At 66.6% G+C, this 20,772-nt stretch carries 14 protein-coding genes; 11 read left to right on the forward strand and 3 right to left on the reverse strand.

The window, feature by feature from the left end:
• The first annotated feature begins 60 nt into the window (after positions 1-60).
• The 6 genes from ABRP34_RS11360 to ABRP34_RS11385 all read left to right on the forward strand — a co-directional run bounded on the left by ABRP34_RS11360 (position 61) and on the right by ABRP34_RS11385 (position 6,677).
• Complete coding sequence (locus tag ABRP34_RS11360) at positions 61-687, forward strand: cyclodeaminase/cyclohydrolase family protein (protein ID WP_353710270.1); 627 nt, start codon at positions 61-63, stop codon at positions 685-687.
• Entirely contained in the window at positions 684-1,562 is an 879-nt protein-coding gene (locus ABRP34_RS11365; protein ID WP_353710271.1) for a bifunctional 5,10-methylenetetrahydrofolate dehydrogenase/5,10-methenyltetrahydrofolate cyclohydrolase, read from the forward strand. The genes ABRP34_RS11360 and ABRP34_RS11365 overlap by 4 nt, the downstream gene beginning before the upstream one ends.
• Positions 1,563-1,574: 12 nt before the next feature.
• On the forward strand, positions 1,575-1,808 hold the full coding sequence (locus ABRP34_RS11370; protein WP_353710272.1) for a hypothetical protein: 234 nt from the start codon (positions 1,575-1,577) through the stop codon (positions 1,806-1,808).
• A 46-nt stretch (positions 1,809-1,854) separates the two neighbouring features.
• Positions 1,855-4,221 carry an FdhF/YdeP family oxidoreductase gene (locus tag ABRP34_RS11375; RefSeq protein WP_353710273.1) on the forward strand — a complete coding sequence of 789 codons (2,367 nt, stop codon included), beginning with the start codon at positions 1,855-1,857 and terminating at the stop codon, positions 4,219-4,221.
• Between the two features lie 199 nt (positions 4,222-4,420).
• The gene (locus tag ABRP34_RS11380) at positions 4,421-5,683 is read left to right on the forward strand and encodes a molybdopterin molybdotransferase MoeA (RefSeq protein ID WP_353713351.1); all 1,263 of its coding nucleotides are present in this window, start codon (positions 4,421-4,423) and stop codon (positions 5,681-5,683) included.
• 187 nt (positions 5,684-5,870) lie between these two features.
• A complete protein-coding gene (locus tag ABRP34_RS11385; protein WP_353710274.1) occupies positions 5,871-6,677 on the forward strand; it encodes an IclR family transcriptional regulator in 807 nt (268 codons plus the stop codon).
• A 72-nt stretch (positions 6,678-6,749) separates the two neighbouring features.
• On the opposite strand, the gene ABRP34_RS11390 is transcribed toward ABRP34_RS11385, so the two are convergent.
• Both ABRP34_RS11390 and ABRP34_RS11395 read right to left on the reverse strand, forming a co-directional pair.
• A complete protein-coding gene (locus tag ABRP34_RS11390) occupies positions 6,750-7,970 on the reverse strand; it encodes an aromatic ring-hydroxylating dioxygenase subunit alpha (protein ID WP_353710275.1) in 1,221 nt (406 codons plus the stop codon).
• Positions 7,971-8,025: 55 nt separating this feature from the next.
• Positions 8,026-9,267 carry an FAD-dependent oxidoreductase gene (locus tag ABRP34_RS11395; protein WP_003798217.1) on the reverse strand — a complete coding sequence of 414 codons (1,242 nt, stop codon included), beginning with the start codon at positions 9,265-9,267 and terminating at the stop codon, positions 8,026-8,028.
• 249 nt (positions 9,268-9,516) lie between these two features.
• Here ABRP34_RS11395 and ABRP34_RS11400 point away from each other — a divergent pair, with 249 nt between their 5' ends.
• From ABRP34_RS11400 to ABRP34_RS11420, 5 genes are all read left to right on the forward strand, one after another.
• The gene (locus ABRP34_RS11400) at positions 9,517-9,867 is read left to right on the forward strand and encodes a bifunctional 3-phenylpropionate/cinnamic acid dioxygenase ferredoxin subunit (RefSeq protein ID WP_003798219.1); all 351 of its coding nucleotides are present in this window, start codon (positions 9,517-9,519) and stop codon (positions 9,865-9,867) included.
• A gap of 85 nt (positions 9,868-9,952) precedes the next feature.
• Positions 9,953-10,891, forward strand: coding sequence for a formyltetrahydrofolate deformylase (gene purU, locus ABRP34_RS11405; protein WP_353710276.1), 939 nt, complete (start codon positions 9,953-9,955; stop codon positions 10,889-10,891).
• Between the two features lie 35 nt (positions 10,892-10,926).
• Positions 10,927-13,434: an FAD-dependent oxidoreductase gene (locus ABRP34_RS11410; RefSeq protein WP_003798225.1), complete on the forward strand. Its 2,508-nt coding sequence runs from the start codon at positions 10,927-10,929 to the stop codon at positions 13,432-13,434.
• Positions 13,435-13,625: 191 nt separating this feature from the next.
• Positions 13,626-14,183, forward strand: coding sequence for a hypothetical protein (locus ABRP34_RS11415; protein ID WP_353710277.1), 558 nt, complete (start codon positions 13,626-13,628; stop codon positions 14,181-14,183).
• Positions 14,180-17,062: an ATP-binding cassette domain-containing protein gene (locus ABRP34_RS11420; protein ID WP_353710278.1), complete on the forward strand. Its 2,883-nt coding sequence runs from the start codon at positions 14,180-14,182 to the stop codon at positions 17,060-17,062. Before ABRP34_RS11415 ends, ABRP34_RS11420 begins: the two co-directional genes overlap by 4 nt.
• Here the strand turns inward: ABRP34_RS11420 and metH are convergent.
• Positions 17,052-20,702: a methionine synthase gene (gene metH, locus ABRP34_RS11425; protein WP_353710279.1), complete on the reverse strand. Its 3,651-nt coding sequence runs from the start codon at positions 20,700-20,702 to the stop codon at positions 17,052-17,054. The genes ABRP34_RS11420 and metH overlap by 11 nt on opposite strands.
• Positions 20,703-20,772 lie beyond the last annotated feature (70 nt).

Genomic DNA, 20,772 nt, shown 5'->3' on the forward strand with positions numbered 1-20,772 from the left:
GGAGCCGGGCTGCGTGCAGCCCCCTTCCGCTCCAGCCCCTATCAGCCCAGGAATGGACAAATGATCGGTTCAGAAACAATTAATGACTACCTCGGCCGGCTTGCCGCCCGGAAGCCCACGCCCGGCGGCGGCGCTGCCGCAGCGCTCCACGCGGCACAGGGTGCGGCCCTGGTGGCGATGGTGGCGCGCTTCAGCACCGGCGGCAAATATGAGCAGCACGTTGAGACGACGTCCAGAATCATTGCCGCCGCCGACCAACTCGTAGGTGAGACGCTGGGGCTGGCCGACGCCGACGAAGCCGCCTTCAAAGCTGTGATCGCTTCGTACAAGCTGCCGGCCGAAAGCGACGCTGAGCGTGAGGCCCGCGCAGCCGCCATCGACGACGCGCTTTGCCAGGCCGCCGAACCGCCAGCCCGGCTGATCAAGCTGTCCGGCGCCGTCGTGGATCTCGCAGCCGAACTTCTGGATATTGCGAACCCCAATGTCATCAGCGACATTGCCGCCGCAGCCGACGCGGCCCGGGCAGCAGCGACCACGGCGCGGGTCAACATCGACATCAACGTCGTCGCCATCAAGAACGCCCAGGTGCGCGCAGCACTGGCTGAACAAACTGACGGACTCGAAGTAAAAGTCGTGCTGGCAGCTGACTCCCTCTCGCGCCAGGTACGGGAAAGGATCCTCCGATGACGGCATCCCTGCTCTCCGGCAAACCCCTCGCCAAACTGATCCAGCAGCAGGCCCAGACCGAAGCCAAAGTCCTCGCCGAAGAGGGCACCTGCCCAACCCTCGCCGTCGTGGTTGCGACCGAGGACAGCTCAACGCACTGGTACGTGCGCTCAATCGAGCGCGCCGCCGAAGCCGCGGGCATCAACTGCAGGATTATCGACGTCGGCCATGACGCGACCGAACAGGTGCTCATCGCCGTGTTGAAGGACCTCAGCGCAGAGCTTTCCGTCAACGGCATCATCCTGCAGACTCCCCTGCCTCCGGGCGTCAGAACCCAGGAGCTGGTGAAGTACATCGCTCCGGAAAAGGACATCGACGGGGCGAACCCGCTGAGCCTCGGGCTTCTCGCCGTCGGGGAACGTGCCTTTGCCCCGGCCACGGCACGCGCCGTGGTGGAAATCCTGGACCACTTCGAAATCCCGGTGGCAGGCCGCAACGTGGTGGTCGTGGGCCGTTCCACGGTCGTTGGCAAGCCGCTCTCCCTGCTGCTGCTGCAGAAGGACGCCACCACAACGGTCTGCCACTCGAAGTCCGGCGCCCTCGGGACATACACCAAGACGGCCGACGTCGTGGTTGTTGCGGCGGGCCGGACCGGGCTGCTCACCGGGGCGGACGTTGCGGAACATTCAGTGGTCATCGATGTGGGAACCAACGTGCTCTCCGATGGCTCACTCACGGGCGACGTCGACGAAGCCAGCGTCCGTCCGGTCGCTGCCGCGCTGACACCGGTCCCCGGCGGCGTGGGCTCAGTCACCACCGCGCTGCTCCTTCTCCACACCGCCGAGGCGGCGCGCGAACAGTCGCGCGCAACCAGCGCGCCTGCGCTCACGCGGTAACCGGGGGCACTGATGGCAGGCAGCACTGCGCCGCGGCCCACCGGCACCACGGTCGTGGCGGACTGGACCGCGCTCATGCCAGGCGACTTCGTCACCGTGCTGGAGTCGTACACGGTTCCCCACAGCGGCTGGATCGACGACCTGACCGAGGACGGCAACATCATCTGGCTGCTTCGCGCCTCCGGGGGCGGCCGTCGCATGTTCTTCCGCGAGAACGGCGACACCATCACGGTCGAAGCCCCCTAGGCAGCGCACGCCCGCACTGCCCGCCACAGATCCAAAGGAAATTCCAATGGCCTCGAAAGCCCCCCGCAACAATATCGACGAGTCACAGCTGACCGTCAGCAAACCCAAAACCAAGGCCGTGGGCATCCCCGCGGTGGCGAACGCGCTGAAAATCTCCCTCGAGCAGATGGGTCCGCTGCGCAGCGTCCAGACCCTGATGGCAGTCAACCAGGTAGACGGATTCGACTGCATGGGCTGCGCCTGGCCGGAACATGAGAAGCGCAATGCCGCGGAATTCTGCGAGAACGGGGCAAAAGCCGTGGCGGAGGAGGCTACCCGCCGCCGCGTCAGCCCGGAGTTTTTCGCCCGGCATTCCGTCGCCGACCTCAAAACCCGTGATGACTACTGGCTGGGGCAGCAGGGGCGGCTGACCCACCCGATGGTCCTGGATGAGGGAGCAACCCACTACAGGCCCATCGGCTGGGACGACGCGCTGGAGCTCATCGCCCAGGAACTCAGGGACATGGACCACCCCGACCAGAGCGTCTTCTACACGTCCGGCAGGACCTCCAACGAGGCAGCGTTCGTGTACCAGCTCCTCGTCCGCGGCGTGGGCACGAACAATCTTCCGGACTGTTCAAATATGTGCCACGAGTCATCCGGGTCGGCGCTGGTGGAGACCATAGGCATCGGCAAGGGTTCGGTCAGCCTCAAGGATCTGGAGACGGCGTCCCTCATCTTCGTGGCGGGCCAGAACCCGGGAACGAACCACCCGCGCATGCTCAGCGCTTTGGAGAAGGCCAAGAAAAACGGCGCCGCCATCGTCTCCATCAACCCGCTCCCCGAGGCCGGACTCCTTTATTTCGAGAACCCGCAGACCATCGCGGGAACGCTGGTGGGCACGCAGCTGACCGATGACTTCCTGCAGATCCGGGCCGGCGGGGACCAGGCACTCTTCCAGGGCCTCGGGAAATACCTGCTGGACGCGGAACGTGCAGGCAGGAACACCCCTGGCCTGTCCACGGTTTTTGACCACGACTTCATCAGGCAGCAAACGGTGGGCCTTGAGTCCTACCTTTCGCAGCTGGAACAGGTGGAGTGGGACGACATCGTCGAGGCGACCGGCCTGACCATGGAGCAGATCAACGCCACCGGTGAACGGCTCCTGGCCTCGGGATCCACCATCGTCTGCTGGGCGATGGGCCTGACGCAGCACAAGCACTCAGTGCCCACCCTTCGCGACGTGGTCAACGTCCTGCTGCTTCAGGGCAACATCGGCAAGCCCGGAGCGGGAGTCTGCCCGGTGCGCGGACACTCCAATGTCCAGGGCGACCGGACCATGGGCATCTTCGAACGGATGCCCGATGCCTTCCACGACCGGCTGGACCAGGAATTCCACTTCCGTTCACCCCGGGCGCACGGCTATGACACCGTCGCCGCAATCCGGGCGATGCGGGACGGCAAGGTCAGGCTGTTCGTAGGCATGGGCGGGAACTTCGTGCGGGCGGCTCCGGACTCGGATGCCACCGAGAAGGCCCTGGCGAATACCCGGCTGACCGTACAGATCTCGACGAAACTGAACCATTCGCACCTGTCGACAGGCAAACGCGCCCTGATTCTCCCAACGCTGGGCCGCACCGAGCGGGATACCCAGCGCTCCGGTGACCAAAGGGTCACCGTGGAGGACTCCATGAGCGCTGTTCACGCATCCCGCGGCCGGCTGAAGCCAGCCAGCGAGCACCTGATGTCCGAGGTGGCCATCGTCTGCAACCTCGCGCACAGGGTGTTCACGGACGCCGACGGCCACCCCCTTCCCGGCACTCCGGCGGCCGACTGGCTCTCGCTCCGGGACGACTATTCCCTGATCAGGGAGCACATCGAGGCTGTCATCGATGGATTCGAGAATTTCGAGGAGAGAATCCAGCACCCCGGCGGCTTCGTGCTGCCCCACCCGCCACGCGACAGCAGGGAATTCAAGACCCCATCCGGTAAGGCGCACTTCACCTCCAATGCCCTGGAGTACCTTCGGGTCCCGCCCGGCCGGCTGATCCTGCAGACCCTGCGTTCGCACGACCAGTACAACACCACCATTTATGGAAAGGACGATCGGTACCGCGGAATCCACGGAGGCCGGCGCGTAGTGCTGGTCAACGAGGCCGACGTCACCGAGCTGGGCTATGCCGACGGCGACATGGTGGACCTGGTCTCTGAGTTCCGGGGTACAGAACGCAGGGCAGAGAACTTCCGCATCGTCAGCTACTCGACGCCGAAGGGCTGCGCAGCCGCGTACTACCCGGAAACCAACGTGCTGGTGCCGCTCGACTCCGTCGCTGACACCAGTGGAACCCCGACGTCCAAATCCGTCGTGGTGCGGCTGGAACCGGCACGAATCAAAACCGCGGAAAATCAGGTGCCTGCAGCCCTTCCGTACTGATATATCTTTACGCTATATTTGGAATATCAGTTCGATCGCCGACGATGCGGCGCCCGGCCCGCGTCCGCCGGGCACAAGCAGTTTCGTTTCCCGTAAACGGTGTTTCGGAGGCCTGAAATACCTGGGGAGGTAAGCGCCGAAGCACCGCTTTCGGGAAACGAACCATCCAACGAGGGGACGGCCAGTGGTAGCTCCAGCCTTGCAATCGGTCGACAGACCGGGCAAGGATAACGGGCGAGACGCCCACGGGGAGCTCACGTGGGATGACGCGCGCCGTTTGGCCTTCGACTGCGCCGGGCCCCTTGGACCAGAGAGTATGCCCCTCGGGGAGGCGACCGGCAGAACCCTGGCAGCGGACGTCGTCGCGCTTCAGGAGATGCCCCACTACGCCTCATCCGCCATGGACGGCTGGACGGTCAGTGGTGACGGCCCCTGGGTATTGACGGAAGCGGGACAGCCCCTCCACAGCGGAGAGGCAAGCCCCGTAGTCACCGGCGGCGTCATTCCTCCGGGCGCCCAGGCGGTGCTCCGGGTGGAGAGCGGACGGCTTGGCACCAACGCAGCCGGCCAGGTCATGCTGATGCTGGGCGAGGGAGCATCCCCCGGCGAACCCCGTCCGGGCCAGCACATCCGCAAATCGGGCGAGGAATCAGCAGCCGGCGAGGTGCTGATCCCCGCCGGGACAACCTTGAACCCTGCGCATATCGCGCTGGCCGCCGTCGCCGGATTCGACCAACTGACGGTGCGCGGCAAGCCCCTGGTCAAGATGCTGGTTACCGGCTCAGAGGTGGTCGCGGCCAGGCTCCCGGCACCGGGCCAGGTCAGGGATGCCTTCGGGCCCCAGCTCAGCACTGTCATCCAGATGCTTGGCGGCACCCCGGGACCACTGGTCCGGATCGGGGACTCCTACGAGGAATGGCTCACGGCGCTGGGCGCCTCCGAGGCTCCGATGGGGCAGTGGCCCGATGTCGTCGTGACCACCGGCGGCACAGGACGTTCAGGCGCGGACCATTTCCGAAATGCCGTGCTGGCGCTCGGCGGGCGGCTCCTCATCGACGGCATCGCCATGCGACCCGGCCATCCCGCCGCCATGGGCAAACTGCCCAATGGCCGGTTCGTCGTCGGGCTTCCCGGGAATCCGCTCGCCGCCCTAATGGCGCTCTTCACCGTGGGCGGTCCGCTGCTGGCTGCCCTCGGCCACCAGCCAATACCCGGCATCAGCCCGGTGCCGTGCGGCACCATCATCGACGCACACCGCGCGTCCACCCGGCTCATGCCCTTCCGCTGGATCCAGGACCTGGCGGCTCCCGTCGACTACACAGGCCCCGGAATGATGCGCGGACTGGCCACTGCCGACGGCGTCATGGTGGTTCCGTCCCGCGGCGTCCAGCCGGGTGAGCCGGTTCCGGCTTTTGCGCTCCCGTGGCGTCCGGAGCTGCGGCCGCCGCTGGCCGGCACATAGGCTGGCCGGCACATAGATTTGGGCGGACTGCCGCGTGGCACGGCCTCCGCTGCGTGCGCGAAATAAACGTTGTGTTCAGGAAAATGACGCCGCGGTGTCCGCCGCAGTCTAGGATCGAACGTGTGAAGCAGGCTGGAAGGCGCAGAGCCTGACCGCTGGTCACAGCGACAACACGGGAGCACCTCTGATGGCTGCAAGAGACGAAGTAGGGACCGGCAGGGATCCGGACGCCCAAGGCGGAGGCGTCCAGTCCGTGGACCGCGCCCTCCAGATCCTGGAGATCCTCGCCAGGGACGGTCACGCGGGCGTCAGCGACATCGCGGACGAAATGGGGGTCCACAAGTCCACCGTCTCGCGGCTGCTCGGATCGCTGGTGTCCAGGGAGATTGTGCGGCAGAACAACGACCGCGGCAAGTATCAGTTGGGCTTTGGGATCCTGCGGCTGGCCAGCTCCATTCCGGGCCGGCTGAGCCTGGTCCACGAGGCACGCCCCATTCTGGAGAGCCTCGCAGACCAGTACAAGGAAACCGTCAACCTCGCTGTCCTCCGCTCCAACTACGCGGTGAACGTGGACCAGGCCATGGGCCCGTCAACGCTGGCAACATCGGACTGGGTGGGCAGCCTCACACCCCTCCACGCCACCTCCAGCGGCAAGGTACTGCTGGCAGCCCTGCCGGCTGAAGAACGCTCCCGGATCCTCCAGGAGGCGGGCCTTCCGGCCCGCACCCCGCGCACCATCACGGACCGCGACACCTTGGAAAACCAACTCCTCGACGTATCCCACAACGGCTATGCAATTGTCCACGAGGAATTCGAGATCGGACTGACCGCGGTTGCCGTGCCCGTCTATAACCACTTCGGGACGGTCATCGGGTCCGTCAGCATCTCCGGCCCCGCCTTCCGCTTCGACCCGGAAAACACACCCGGCCTGATCCAGGGCCTCCAGGAGGCCGGCCTGAACATCAGCGGAAAAATGGGCTACACCCACCGGTGACCCCGGTCGCTGGTTGAGCACTGTCGAAACCTGATTGAGCCTGCCGAGATTTCGACAGGCTCAATCAGCGGACTAGGACTTTGCGGTCTCCTTGCGCTGCAGGGTTTCGGCCCGTTCCTCCAGCGGCGGGGTGTCCGCGGTGAGGCCCAGCAGGGCTTCTCCGGACAGCTGGACGTCGCCGACCCTTTCCTGGACCCAGTCGTGGAAAGCGCCGATGTGGTGTTCGCTGGGGACGAGCACGCCGCCCTTGGCGTAGGACTTGGAGGCCATGCCCGGCTGGCAGCGCTCGCACGCGTCGAAGTCCTGCATGTTCACGCGGTGGAACAGCTCAACGGAGGCGCTGACGTCCTTGCCGGACTCCACCACGGAGGGCAGGTACAGCCAGTCGCATTCAACGATCGTGTGGTCTGCGGACATCGGGAACATGCGGTGGATGATCACGTGGTCCGGAACCAGGTTCACGAACACGGTCGGCTTGATCGTGATCGCGTAGTAGCGCCGGTCCTGGTCCTCGGCCACGCCCGGGATGACGTCCAGGCCCTCGGAGCCATCCACGGTGAAGCCCTTGATGTCCTCACCGAACTCCGCACCGTGGCCCACGAAGTACTGCGCGGCCAGGCCGTCAGCGAACTCCGGCAGGACCTCGGTCAGTTCCGGGTGGATCGTGGCGCAGTGGTAGCACTCCATGAAGTTCTCAATGATGAGCTTCCAGTTGGCCTTCACGTCATAGCGGATCCGGCGGCCCACGGACAGGTTCGCCACGTCGTACCCGTCAATGGCGTGGACGTTGCCCAGGCGTTCCTCGATCGCACCCATCACCTCTTCTTCGAAGGACGGCGGCTCCTCGGCGAGGCACACCCACACGTAGCCCAGGTATTCGCGGATGTGGACCTTGGACAGCCCGTACTCGTCACGGTCGATGTCGGGCATCTTGGTCAGGTTCGGGGCGGCGATCAGCTTGCCCTCGAAGTCATAGGTCCAGGCGTGGTACGGGCACTGGAAGTTGCGGGCGGCTTCGCCCTTTTCCTCCATGCACAGCTTCACGCCGCGGTGCCGGCAGACGTTGTAGAAGGCCCGGATCTCGCCCTTGCGGGTCCGCGAGATCAGCACGCTTTCCCGGCCCACCTGCACCGTCTGCCATGCCCCGGGCTTGTCCAGGTCCGCGGACCGGATCGCGCAGAACCACATCTGCTCGAAAATACGCTCCTGCTCGGCCCGGAAGATAGCCGGATCCGTGTACAGGTGCCCGCCCAGCGTCGGGATCAGGCTCGGGGTGGATACCTCAACAGACAATTTGTTCTCCTAACAAAACAACACAAACAACACGAATGACAAGAAGAGTGGGGGGCTAAAGCCCCGCGGCGGCGCCGGCAAGGGCAGGTCCGCCCGCCGGCGTCAAAACTGAGGGCACGACGGCGGCTGCCGGCTTGGGTGCCGACGGCACCAGGCTCCTGCGCCACTTGGTGAACAGCCGCGGCTGGTTCATGCCCAGAACGGCGACAGGAACGTCATCCCGGTAGTAGACGGCCAGCAGGCTATGCTCGGCAGCATCCCCCGCTTCGACGTCCAGACGGTCATAGCCGGCCGAGTGCCCGGCGAACTGGATCTTCACGCCGTGCTGGTCCGACCAGAAGTACGGGGGCTTGAGCGGCTGCGCCGGGGCGTCGTCATCGAGCAGCCCCTGAACCGCCAGGGCCGCCCGTTCCAGGGCGCCCGTCCAGTGCTCCACCCTGCGGTGCCGATCGACAGCGGCGTCGAACCAGGCGGCGCAATCGCCCACTGCCACAATGCCCGGAACGTTGGTGCGCCCCATCGCATCGCACAGCACGCCGCCGTCGACCTGCACGCCGGAACCGGCGAGCCATTCAACGTTCGGCTCCGCACCGATGCCCACCACCACAACGTCGGCGGCGACGAACGTCCCGTCGGCCAGCCGAAGGCCGGTGACATTTCCCTCGCCTGCGTAGAAGTCCTCAATTACAGCCGAGGAGATGAGCCGGACGCCTTTGGCGGTGTGCAGGCCGCCCACCACCGAGCCCATCTCCATGCCCAGCTGGGCGGCGAACGGTACGGGCTTGGTGTCAACCAGGGTGACGTCCATCCCGCGGGAGGCGGCGGAAGAGGCAACCTCGGCGCCGACGAAGCCTGCCCCGATGACGGCCATCTTGCTTCCGGGCACCAGTTCCGGCGCCAGGCTTTGTGCATCGGCGAGGGTGCGCAGGGAGAAGACGTTGCTCAAGCCGGCGAGGGCCGGCAGTTGGCGGGCACGTGCACCGGTGGCTATGACGATGCCATCGGCCTGGACAACCTGGCCGTTGGCCAGGCTGACGGTTTTCGAATCAGCGTCCAGGGACACCGCACGTGTACCCAGCAGCCATTCCGCGTCGAGGTCGTCGGTTTCGGTTTCCAGGGACAGGTCCTCCGCCGTAATGGATCCCAGCAGGAAGTCCTTGGAGAGCGGCGGCCTGTCGTACGGACGGTGCTCTTCATCGCCGATGATGACGAGCCGTCCGGTGAAGCCTTGGGCGCGGGCTGCCCGTGCGGCGGAAAGTCCGGCCAGCGAGGCTCCCACGATCGCAAGCGTCTGCATTTCTTCACCCTCTTTCAATTGCTTTTAGCGCAACAAGAATCGCTATATGCAACACAGTGATTCATGCCACGGTACCTGTCAAGGGGCCGGGGACTCATTAAAGAAGGAGCGCGTAATCGGGGCGTTAGCCCTTGACAAAACAGTGTGAGCGAAAGCACGCTGTTGCATATTACGACGGCTGTTGAGCTATACGGAACACGCCGCCAGCAGCATCCATATATACCTTCCACACCAGAAAAGAGGCCCCCCATGCACAAGGCATGCCCGCTCAGCGAACTGGCACCAGGGGAAGCCCTGCGCCTGAACACAGCGCCGCCAATCGCCGTCTTCCATACCGAAGAGGGCGAGCTCTTCGCCATCGACGACACCTGCACCCACCAGGACGCCTCGCTGACCGACGGCTGGGTGGAAGGCTGCGAGGTCGAGTGCCCGCTGCACGCCTCCAAGTTCAACCTCCGGACCGGAAAGGTTGACGCACCGCCGGCCAAACTCCCCGTCCGCACGCACGAAGTGACCGTTGTGGACGGCGACATCATGGTCATCGAGTCTGAGGAGGAGCCCAACCTTCCCCCCGGGCTGACAGTAAACGGCCACGTCTAAGCAAGCCCGTCCGGTGACCAAAGCAACGCGGCTTGGGTCACCTCCACAACCGCAGCGACGTCTGCATCAACCCAGGAGACACCCCTTGTCCACACTCCTTGAAGGCGCGCCCGCGGTCGCCGCCACCACCGCCGCCAACTCCGGTGCTCCGGCAAAAGCCCGCAATGCCGAATTTGTCCTCACCCTGGCCTGTCCCGAACGGCCGGGCATCGTCCGCGCGATCACCACATTCCTGGCCGACCGCGGCTTCGACATCGTGGAGCACCAGCAGTTCGACGACCACGTCAGCGGCAAGCTCTACCTGCGCACCGCCTTTGGTTTCGACAAGCTCATCGAACGGGACCAGCAGACGGCCGAAAGCCTGTCCGCCGAATTCGCAGCCGTCGCCGGCGAGTTCGGCATGGACTTCAGCATCCACGACGGCCGCCCGCAGCGGCTGCTGGTCATGGTGTCGAAGTTCGGCCACTGCCTGAACGACCTCATCTTCCGGTGGCGGGCCGGCAGCCTGGGTGCGGAGATCGCCGTCGTGGTTTCCAACCACGAGGACCTGCGGCCCATGGCCGAGGCTGCCGGCCTGCCCTTCATCCACGTGCCGGTGACGGCAGCCACCAAGCCGGAGGCCGAGGCCCGGCTGCTGGAGCTGGTGGCCGAATACGACGCCGATCTTGTTGTACTGGCCCGCTATATGCAGGTGCTGTCGGACGATCTGTGCAGGCAGCTGCGCGGACGGGCCATCAACATCCACCATTCGTTCCTGCCCGGGTTCAAGGGCGCGAAACCGTACCACCAGGCCTACGACCGCGGAGTCAAAATGGTCGGTGCCACGGCCCACTACGTCACCGCAGACCTCGATGAAGGTCCCATCATCGAGCAGGAGGTCTTCCGGGTGGACCACGCCCTTGACCCGGACGCACTGGTGACGGTGGGCCGGGACGCGGAGACCCAGGCGCTCTCCCGCGCCGTGAAGTGGCACTGCCAGCACCGCGTCCTGCTCAACAAGACCCGCACCGTCGTATTCCGCTAATTTTCCGCTAACGCGAACCAGGAGAACCACACCCCATGAGCGCATCACCACGCGTCGTTATCATCGGAGCCGGCATCGTCGGCACCAACCTCGCGGACGAGTTGTCCAGCCGCGGCTGGAACGACATCACCGTCGTCGAGCAGGGCCCACTGGAACTGGCCGGCGGCTCCACGTCGCACGCCCCCGGCCTGGTGTTCCAGAACAACTCGTCCAAGACCATGACCGAATTCGCCACGTACACGGTCAACAAGCTGCTCTCCCTGAGCAAGGACGGCCAGTCCTGCTTCAACCAGGTGGGCGGCCTGGAGCTGGCAACCACTCCCGAGCGCCTGGCCGACCTGAAGCGCAAGATGGGTGTGATGACCTCTTGGGGCGTCGAAAGCCGGATTATCGACGCTGATGAATGCGAAAAGATCTATCCGCTGCTGAACACCGGCAAGCTCACCGGCGGCCGCGAGGTCCTGGGCGGCCTGCTCATCCCCACCGACGGGCTGGCCCTGGCTGCCCGTGCCGTGCAGTTGCTGATTGAACGCTCCCGCGAGCGCGGCGTGACCTTCCTCGGCTCCACCACAGTCACCGGCATCAGCCAGTGGGGCGGCAAGGTCACCGGCGTCGAGACGTCCTCCGGCGTGGTTCCTGCCGACATCGTGGTGTCCTGTGCAGGTTTCTGGGGCCGTGAGCTCGGCAAGCTGGTGGGCCTGGACGTGCCCCTGCTGCCGCTGGCCCACCAGTACGTCAAGACCACGCCGCTGCAGGAACTCCAGGGCGTGAACGACCTGCCCAATGGCGCCCAGAAGCCCATCCTGCGCTACCAGGACCGCGACCTGTACTTCCGCGAGCACGGCGACCGGATCGGCATCGGCAGCTACGCCCACCGGCCGATGCCGGTGGACATGGAACAGCTGCCCCGCGTCGGCGCGGAGGAAATGTCCGACCACCGGATGCCGTCGCGACTTGATTTCACCCTGGAGGACTTCGCGCCCGCGTGGGAGGACTGCCAGGACCTGCTGCCCGCCCTGCACGCCACCCAGATCGAGGACGGCTTCAACGGCATCTTCTCGTTCACCCCTGACGGCGGCCCGCTGATCGGCGAAGCCCCGGAACTCTCAGGCTTCTTCGTTGCCGAGGCCGTGTGGGTGACGCACTCCGCCGGTGTGGCCAAGGCCGTGGCCGAGCTGCTCACCGAGGGCCGTTCCCGCACCGACCTGCACGGTACAGAGCTCAGCCGCTTCGAGAAGGTGCAGACCTCCGACGACTACGTCAGCGAGACCTCGCAGCAGAATTTCGTGGAGATCTACGACGTCCTGCACCCGCTGCAGCCCAAGGAATCCCCGCGGGACGTGCGGGTCAGCCCGTTCAACGTCCGGCAGAAGGAACTCGGCGCCTTCTTCCTCGAGTCGGCAGCCTGGGAGCGGCCGCACTGGTTCGAGGCCAACCGTGCCCTGCTGGACGAACTGCCGGCAGAGTGGCAGGCGCCGGAACGCGAACCCTGGGCCGCGATGTTCTCCTCCCCCATTTCGGCGGCCGAAGCGTGGAAGACGCGTACCGCCGTCGCGCTTTACGACATGACGCCGCTGAAGCGCCTGGCCGTCAACGGACCCGGCGCGCAGGAGCTGCTGCACCGCCTGAGCACCGGAAACATCGCCAAGAAGCCCGGCGCGGTCACCTACTGCCTGCTGCTGGAGCACGACGGCGGCATCCGCAGTGACGTGACCGTCGCCCGGCTCGCGGAGGAAGACTTCCAGCTCGGCGTGAACAGCAACGTGGACTTCGACTACCTGCGCGTTGAGGCCCGTAAGCAGTCGGCCGCTGATCCGGCGAAGTGGGTGCACGTCACCGACATCACCGGCAGCACCTGCTGCATCGGCCTGTGGGGCCCCCTGGCGCGCGAAGTGATCGGCAAGGTCAGCAGCGACGACCTCACCAATGACGGCCTGAAGTACTTCCGCACCAAGGAAATTTCGGTGGGCGGCATCCCCGTCACCGCCATGCGCCTGTCCTATGTGGGCGAACTCGGCTGGGAGCTGTACACCACCGCCGAATACGGCCTCAAGCTCTGGGACCTGCTCTTCGAGGCGGGCCGGGAGCACGGCATCATCGCCGCCGGCCGAGGCGCCTTCAACAGCCTGCGCCTGGAGAAGGGCTACCGCCTCTGGGGCACGGACATGACCACCGAGCACCACCCCTACCAGTCGGGCCTGGGCTTCTCGGTGGCCAAGGACAAGGTGGGCTTTGTCGGGGCCGAGGCTTTGGCGGCCCGCAAGGAACAGCCGGCGGAGAAGGTGCTGCGCTGCCTGACGGTCGACGACGGCACGTCCATCGTGCTGGGCAAGGAACCCGTATATGTGGGCGGGGTAGCGGCCGGGTACGTCACCAGCGCGGCCTACGGTTACTCGATCCGCAAGCCGATCGCCTACGCCTGGCTGCCCGCCGCGGTTTCCGAGGGTGACGCCGTGGAGATCGAGTACTTCGGCCGCCGCGTCGCCGCCACGGTCAGCGCCGAACCGCTGTTCGACCCCGGCATGGAGCGCCTCCGCGGCTGACGCCGCTGGATGAGCCAGCCCAAACCCCGCTGGTTGAGCCTGTCGAAACCCAAGAACGGCCCCGCTTCCGAAATGAAGCGGGGCCGTTCTGTTGGTTAAGCCCGAACGAACACTTAAGCCCCGCGCGAGAACTAACGTCACACAACGCGACGGCATCCAAATCCGGATAAGCAACGGCCTACCCTTGTCAGGTGACTTTGACTAAGATCCGCACCGCCGCCGCGAGCTCGCTCGCCGCCGCAGGTCTCCTGTTTGCTCTTGCTGGCTGTTCCACGCCGGCCGCCACCCAGCCAACTACCTCTGCACCGGCTTCCCCGGCAACGTCTTCATCCAGCGCCGCCTCCGAGCCCTGCGCCGGTGTGAAGGTCATCGTCGATTCGGGCGCCCTGAAGCAGGACGCCGCCGACACGTCCGTTTGCGTGGCCGTGGACGCGCCGACTCTCGCATCCAAGGTGCTCGACGAAGCAAAGGTGAAAACCGAGGGCACTACCCAGTACCCCACCGAACTCGTGTGCCGTGTTAATGGTGTGCCCGCCGCAGACCTCGAAATCAAGCACAAGGGCGGCACCTACAAGGAAGAATGCAGCGGCATGCCGGCCGCCTTTGCCTACTGGGCGCTCTGGGTTAAGCCGGCCACGGGTGCCTGGGCCTACGCGCAGGAAGGCCTCGCTACCCTTAAGGTCAGCCCGGGACAGAGCCTGGAACTGCTCTACACGGTCGACGGCGCACCGGCCGCACCCGCGGCATGACCTTTCGACCCGCGCCGTTACGCGCAGCGGCGGTTCTCGCCGTCGTATTCATCGCGGCGCGGGTCATCTACCGCATCCTTTTCAACGGGGCGGGCATTGGTGACACGGTGCTGCTCAACACACCGGCGATCCCGTTGCCTGCCCCGTACGCCCATGTGGTCATCCTGGGCCCGGTAACGGCAGCAGGCCTGTGGCAGGCGGTCCTGTCCGCCCTGCCCATTGCCGGGATGATCCTCGGTTTCGGCATCCTCAACGCCTGGGTGGACGTGGCCCGCGGCTTCGTGCACCTGGCCCGCCGCGGCCCCATGCAGGGCATGGCCCGGATGCTTGTGGTAGCGTGGGCGGCGCTCCCGGCACTCGCCGACGCCGTGGGCTCCGTGCGCCTGGCTTTCCGATTGCGGGGCGAACGCTTCGGACCCCGCGCCCTTGTTCCCGTGCTCGAGCGCACCCTCGAGCACGCCAGCCGGGTTGCCGCGGCCCTAGAGCTGCGAGGCTTCGGGAGCCGGGCACCACACCAACCCGGCCGCGGCGATGACGCACCGCTGCTCGTCCGTGACGCACAATTCCGGGTTGGCGGCGCGCAGGTGCGCGTCGCCGGTTTCGCACCACCCAGCAGGTCCATGACGGTCATTACCGGGCCGACTGGCTCCGGCAAGTCCACGGTCCTGCGGGGTATCGCGGGCCTCCTCTCCCACGTTGACGGCGGAGAAATTTCCGGCACCGTGCGAGTCGGCGGAACGGACCGTGCCACCACGCCGCCGCGCGATACTGCCCACCTCATCGGCGTCGTATTGCAGAATCCCCGTGCCGCCTTCGCCACCACCCTGGTCCGGGATGAAATCGGCCTCGCACTTGAGCTGGGCGGTGTGGCATCCGGGGCCGCCAGGGCCCGGGTGCTGGCGGTCGCGGAGAGTATCGGGGTGTCGGCGCTGCTGGACCGGAATGTCAGCACCCTCTCTGCCGGTGAGGCAACGCTCGTGGCCATCGCCGCCGCGGTGGTGGAGCAGCCGGCCCTGCTCCTGGTCGATGAGCCCCTGGCCGACCTTGACACCGCAGCACGCGGACACGTCATCGCCGTGCTCAATGGCCTTGCCCGCGAAGCGGATGTCTGCGTTATCGTGGCGGAGCACCGGGCGGAACCGCTCGTGACCGTGGCCGACTCGTGGTGGACCATCGACGACGGCGCCCTGGTGCCCGGTGTTGCGCCGTCGCAGACACCGCCCGCTGCCGTTGCCGGTCCGACGCCGGCGCACCCGGGTGCGCGCGTGCCCGTGCTGGCCGCCACCAACGTCGCGGTGAACCGCCAGGGCACGCCGCTCGTGCGCGACGCCTCCTTCACCCTGCACCGCGGTGAAGTGGTGGCCCTGGTGGGGCCGAACGGTGCCGGGAAGTCGTCCCTCCTGGTGGCGCTCGCCCTCGGCGAAGGCACGCTCGGTGAAGGCACTGGCGGTGGAAGAACGGTCGACGCCGGTACGGTCCACGGCGGCCGCGTCGCCCTTGTCCCGGACGCCTCGGACGATCTCTTCACCCGGGATACCGTCGCGGGAGAGCTCCGCGCCGCCGAGCGGCGCCTGGCGCGCGCTTCGCGTAAAGCGGGCCGGGGCAGTGGCCCGCTTCCCGCACGCTCAGCGGAGTCACACCTTGCCCGGTTGCGGGGAGACGTCAGCATTCCCATTGGCCACGAGCACCCCCGGGACCTCTCTGCCGGCGAGCGCAGGATCCTTGCCATCGCCCTTCAGACCATGGATGACCCCCTGGTGCTCCTGATCGATGAGCCCACGCGCGGACTCGATCCTGCGGCGCGCGCGGCAGTTTCCGCCGCGCTGCGGGCAGCAGCGGACGCCGGTGCTGCGGTCCTGATTGCCACCCACGACCTCGGTTTTGCCCACGGCCTCGGCGCCCGGATCCTCCCGATGCGCGACGGCGTCGCGCCCGCTTCCGTGTCAGAAGCCGCCCCGGCCAGTGCGGACACAGCCGATGCGGCAACGGCGCAGCACATCGTAGGGCCACGGTTCGCTGACCGGCGGACAGACATTCCAGCTGCCAAAAAATCCCGCCGCATCCGGATGCCGCGAGGCGTCGAGCTCTCTGCTCTCGCCGCTGCAAACCTTGTGGCCCTCGCTGCGTTCTGCTGGCCGCTGCTCGCAGCGGCCCTCCCGGAGGATGCCGCCGCGGCCCTCCCCTACGCGGCGCTGGCCATGGCGCCGCTCGCCGTCGTCGCCATCGTGGTGTCCCTCGACGGCTCGGTCAGCTCCGCTCATACGGTGGCGTTGCTCGGTGTCCTGGCCGCCGTCGGTTCGGCAGTGCGGGTGGCCAGCACCGGCGTCGGGGGCGTGGAGGCAGTCTTCATCCTGCTGATCCTGGCCGGCCGGGCCTTCGGTGCCCGCTTCGGAATGCTCCTCGGCGCCGCCACCATCGCCGTCTCCAGCGCCTTGTGGAGCGGCATCGGGCCTTGGACACCGTTCCAAATATTTGCCTGTGCGTGGGTGGGCGCGGGGGCCGGCCTGCTCCCCCGCCGGGTGCAGGGCCGGGCCGAACTGTGGATGCTGTGCGGCTACGGCGTTGTCGCGTCCTACCTGTTCGGCCTGCTGACCAACCTGTGGTTCTGGCCCTTCGCTGTCGGTGCCGGCACCGGCATCTCCTACGTGGCCGGCGCGCCGCTGGGCACCAATCTCTCCAGCTTCCTGCTCTACTCGCTGTTGACGTCGACGGCGGGCTGGGACACTTTGCGGGCCGTCACCACGATCATCGGAATCGCCGTGGTGGGGCGGGCCATTCTCGCCGCCCTCCGGCGGGTCAAGCCGGTCTCCAGCCCGGGCGGACACGCCGCCCGGGCTCAGCCCATTCAGGACAGGGAACGGCACCAACTCACACCTTGAAGTACTTCGCCTCCGGGTGGTGGAACACGAACGCGTCGGTGGACTGTTCGGGGTGCAGCATCAGCTCATCACTGAGGATCACGCCCATCCGCTCGGGACGCAGCAGCTCCGTCACCTTGCGGCGGTCCTCCATGTCAGGGCACGCGGGGTATCCGAGCGAGAACCGCGCACCGCGGTAATCGAGCTTGAAGTACCCTGCCTTGTCCTTCGGCTCCTCGGCCGCGAAGCCCAGCTCGGAGCGGATGCGCGCGTGCCAGAATTCCGCCAGCGCCTCGGTGAGCTGCATGACCAGGCCGTTGAGCTCGTAGTAGTCGCGGTAGTGGTTCCCGGCGAACAGCTCGGAAGTCACCTCTTCGATTTTCGAGCCGGCGGTGACCAGCTGGATCGGCAGGACGTCGATCTGCCCCGATTCGCGCGAGCGCACGAAGTCGGCGAGGCAGAGGTGCCGGTCCCGGCGCTGGCGCGGGAAGTCGAAACGCAACCGATCGGTGCCGATCGGGCCGCCTGAGCCGCCGTCGGGGGCGAGCAGCCCCGCGGTGCCAAGGACGCCGTCGTGATCCTCCCCGTGGTGCAGCACCACCACCTGTTCCCCCTCGGAGACCACCGGGAAATAGCCGTACGCGACGGACGCATCAAGCATTCCCTCGGCGAGGATGCGGTCCAGCCAGTACCGCAGCCGCGGCCGGCCCTCGCGTTCCACCAGTTCCTCGTAGGAGTCGCCGTCATCGCCGCGGCCGGGCTTGAGTCCCCACTGCCCCATGAAGGTGGCGCGCTCGTCGAGCAACGCCGCGTAGTCGTGGAGTGCCACGCCGCGCACAATGCGCGTGCCCCAGAACGGCGGCGAGGGCACAGGGTTGTCGGCGGCCACGTCGGAGCGGCCGGGCATGGCCTCCGGTTCGGTCACCGTGAGCTTCGCGCCGCCTTTATGGATCCGCTTCTTCAGCGGCGGAAGGCCGACGGCGTCCGGCGCGGCGCCGCGGGCCACCTGCACCAGCGGTTCCATGAGTGCCAGGCCCTCGAAGGCGTCCTTGGCGTACCTGACGGTTCCCTCAAACTGTTCCGCCAGGTCCTGCTCCACGTAGGCGCGGGTCAGGGCTGCGCCGCCGAGGATGATGGGCCACTTCTTCGCGAGCCCACGGGACTGCAGTTCCGCGAGGTTCTCCTTCATCACCACGGTGGATTTCACGAGCAGGCCGGACATGCCGATCACGTCGGCGTCGTGCTCTTCGGCCGCGGCGATGATGTCGGCGATCGGCTGCTTGATGCCGATGTTGATCACCTTGTAGCCGTTGTTGGTGAGGATGATGTCCACCAGGTTCTTGCCGATGTCGTGCACATCGCCGCGCACGGTGGCGATCACCATGGTGCCCTTGCCCGAGGCGTCCGACTTCTCCATGTGCGGCTCGAGCAGCGCCACCGCGTTCTTCATCACCTCGGCCGACTGCAGCACGAACGGCAGCTGCATCTCGCCGGCGCCGAAGCGCTCACCAACAACCTTCATGCCCTCGAGCAGCTGGTCGTTGATAATGCCGAGCGGGGTCATGCCTTCGCTGCGCGCAAGGTCGAGGTCCTCTTCGAGGCCCTTGCCCTCGCCGTCGATGATGCGCCGCTGCAGGCGTTCGCCGGTGGGAAGCGCCGCGAGTTCCGCCGCGCGCTGGTCCTTGAGCGCTGCCGAGTCGACGCCGGCGAAGAGGTCCAGGATGCGTGCCAGGGGGTCGTAGGTGACGTTGCCGTCGGCGTCATATTCGCGGCGGTCCCAGACGAGGTCCAGCGCCACCTGGCGCTGCTCCTCCGGCAGGGAAGCGAGGGGCACGATCTTGGCGGCGTCGATGATGCCGCTGGACAGGCCCGCCTGCACGGCCTCGTGCAGGAACACCGAATTCAGGACGATGCGCGCTGCCGGGTTCAGGCCGAAGGAGACGTTCGAGACGCCGAGGGTGGTGTGGATGCCGGGGTACTTCGCGGTGATCTGGCGGATGGCCTCGATCGTTTCGATGGCGTCGCGCCGGGTCTCCTCCTGGCCGGTGGCGATGGGGAAGGTCAGTGCGTCGACGATGATGTCTTCCACGCGCATTCCCCATTCGCCCACCAGGGAGTCGATAAGGCGGGATGCGATCGCCACCTTGCCTTCGGTGGTGCGCGCCTGGCCGTGCTCGTCGATGGTCAGGGCGATCACGGCGGTGCCGTGTTCTTTCACGAGCGGCATGATGCGCGCGAAACGGCTGTCCGGGCCGTCGCCGTCCTCATAGTTGACGGAGTTGACCACCGGGCGCCCGCCGATGTGTTCGAGACCGGCCTGCAGCACGGGCGGTTCGGTGGAGTCGATGACGAGCGGGAGGGTGGAGGCCGACGCGAAACGCGAGACGACCTCCTTGATGTCAGCTACGCCGTCGCGCCCCACGTAGTCAATGCAGACGTCGAGCAGGTGCGCGCCGACACGGACCTGCTCGCGTGCAATATCGACGCAGTCGTCCCAACGCTCTTCGAGCATCGCCTGGCGGAACGCCTTCGAACCGTTCGCGTTGGTGCGCTCACCAATAGCGAGGTACGAGGACTCCTGGTCGAACGGCACGTGGTGGTAAAGGGAGGCGATGCCCGCTTCGCTTTCGGTGGGGACGCGGGCGCCGTCGGTGCCCCTCCCGCCGCCGGTGACGGCGGCGCTCGTGCGGAAGGGCGCAAGGCGTTCGACGACGGCGGCCATGTGCTCCGGCGTCGTGCCGCAGCATCCGCCCACGAGACCCAGGCCGAATTCCCGCACGAACTGCTCGTGCGCGGTGGCGAGTTCGCTGGGTGACAGCGGATAGTGCGCGCCGTTGGCGCCAAGCACCGGGAGGCCGGCGTTGGGCATGCAGGCGATGGCCACGGAGGACTGCTTGGAAAGGTGGCGCAGGTGCTCGCTCATCTCGTCCGGCCCGGTGGCGCAGTTCAGGCCGATGGCGTCGACGCCGAGCGGCTCGAGTGCGGTCAGCGCCGCGCCGATTTCGGATCCCATCAGCATGGTACCGGTGGTCTCGACGGTCACCTCGACGAAGATGGGGAGCCGGACGCCGCGGGATACGATCGCCTGCTTGCAGCCGTTGACCGCGGCTTTGGTCTGCAGGAGGTCCTGGCTGGTCTCAATCAGGAAGGCGTCCGCTCCGCCGTCGATGAGGCCCTCGGCTTGCAGGGCGAAGGTCTGCTTGAGGTAGTCGTAGCTGGTGTGCCCGAGGCTGGGGAGCTTGGTGCCCGGCCCCATCGACCCCAGGACCCACCGAATCCGTCCGTCTGTTTTTTCTGCCGCCTCTGCGCGCTCACGGGCGATCTCCGCACCCTTGCGGGCGAGCTCTTCAATCCGGTCGTCGATGCCATAGTCCGAGAGGTTGGACCAGTTGGCGCCGAAGGTGTTGGTTTCGACCGCGTCGATGCCTGTAGCGAAGTACGCGTCGTGGATGTCCGCGAGGACGTCCGGGCGCGTGTCGTTGAGGATCTCGTTGCAGCCTTCCAGGCCCAGGAAGTCCTTCTCGAGCGAGAGGTCCCGCCCCTGCAGCATGGTTCCCATCGCACCATCGGCAATGACGACCCGGTGGTTCACTGCATCCAGCAGTGCTTGGGCGCGAACAGGGCGGGGAACGGACTCAATATCAAGCGCGAAACGAGGCATGTGACCAGATTACGGCCGGGGCCGAAACATTGCGCCGTGTTTCCATGGGCTACGACGGCGGGCTGGGGCT

This window comes from Arthrobacter sp. K5, assembly GCF_040448525.1.
GTDB classification, from domain to species: Bacteria; Actinomycetota; Actinomycetes; order Actinomycetales; family Micrococcaceae; genus Arthrobacter; species Arthrobacter globiformis.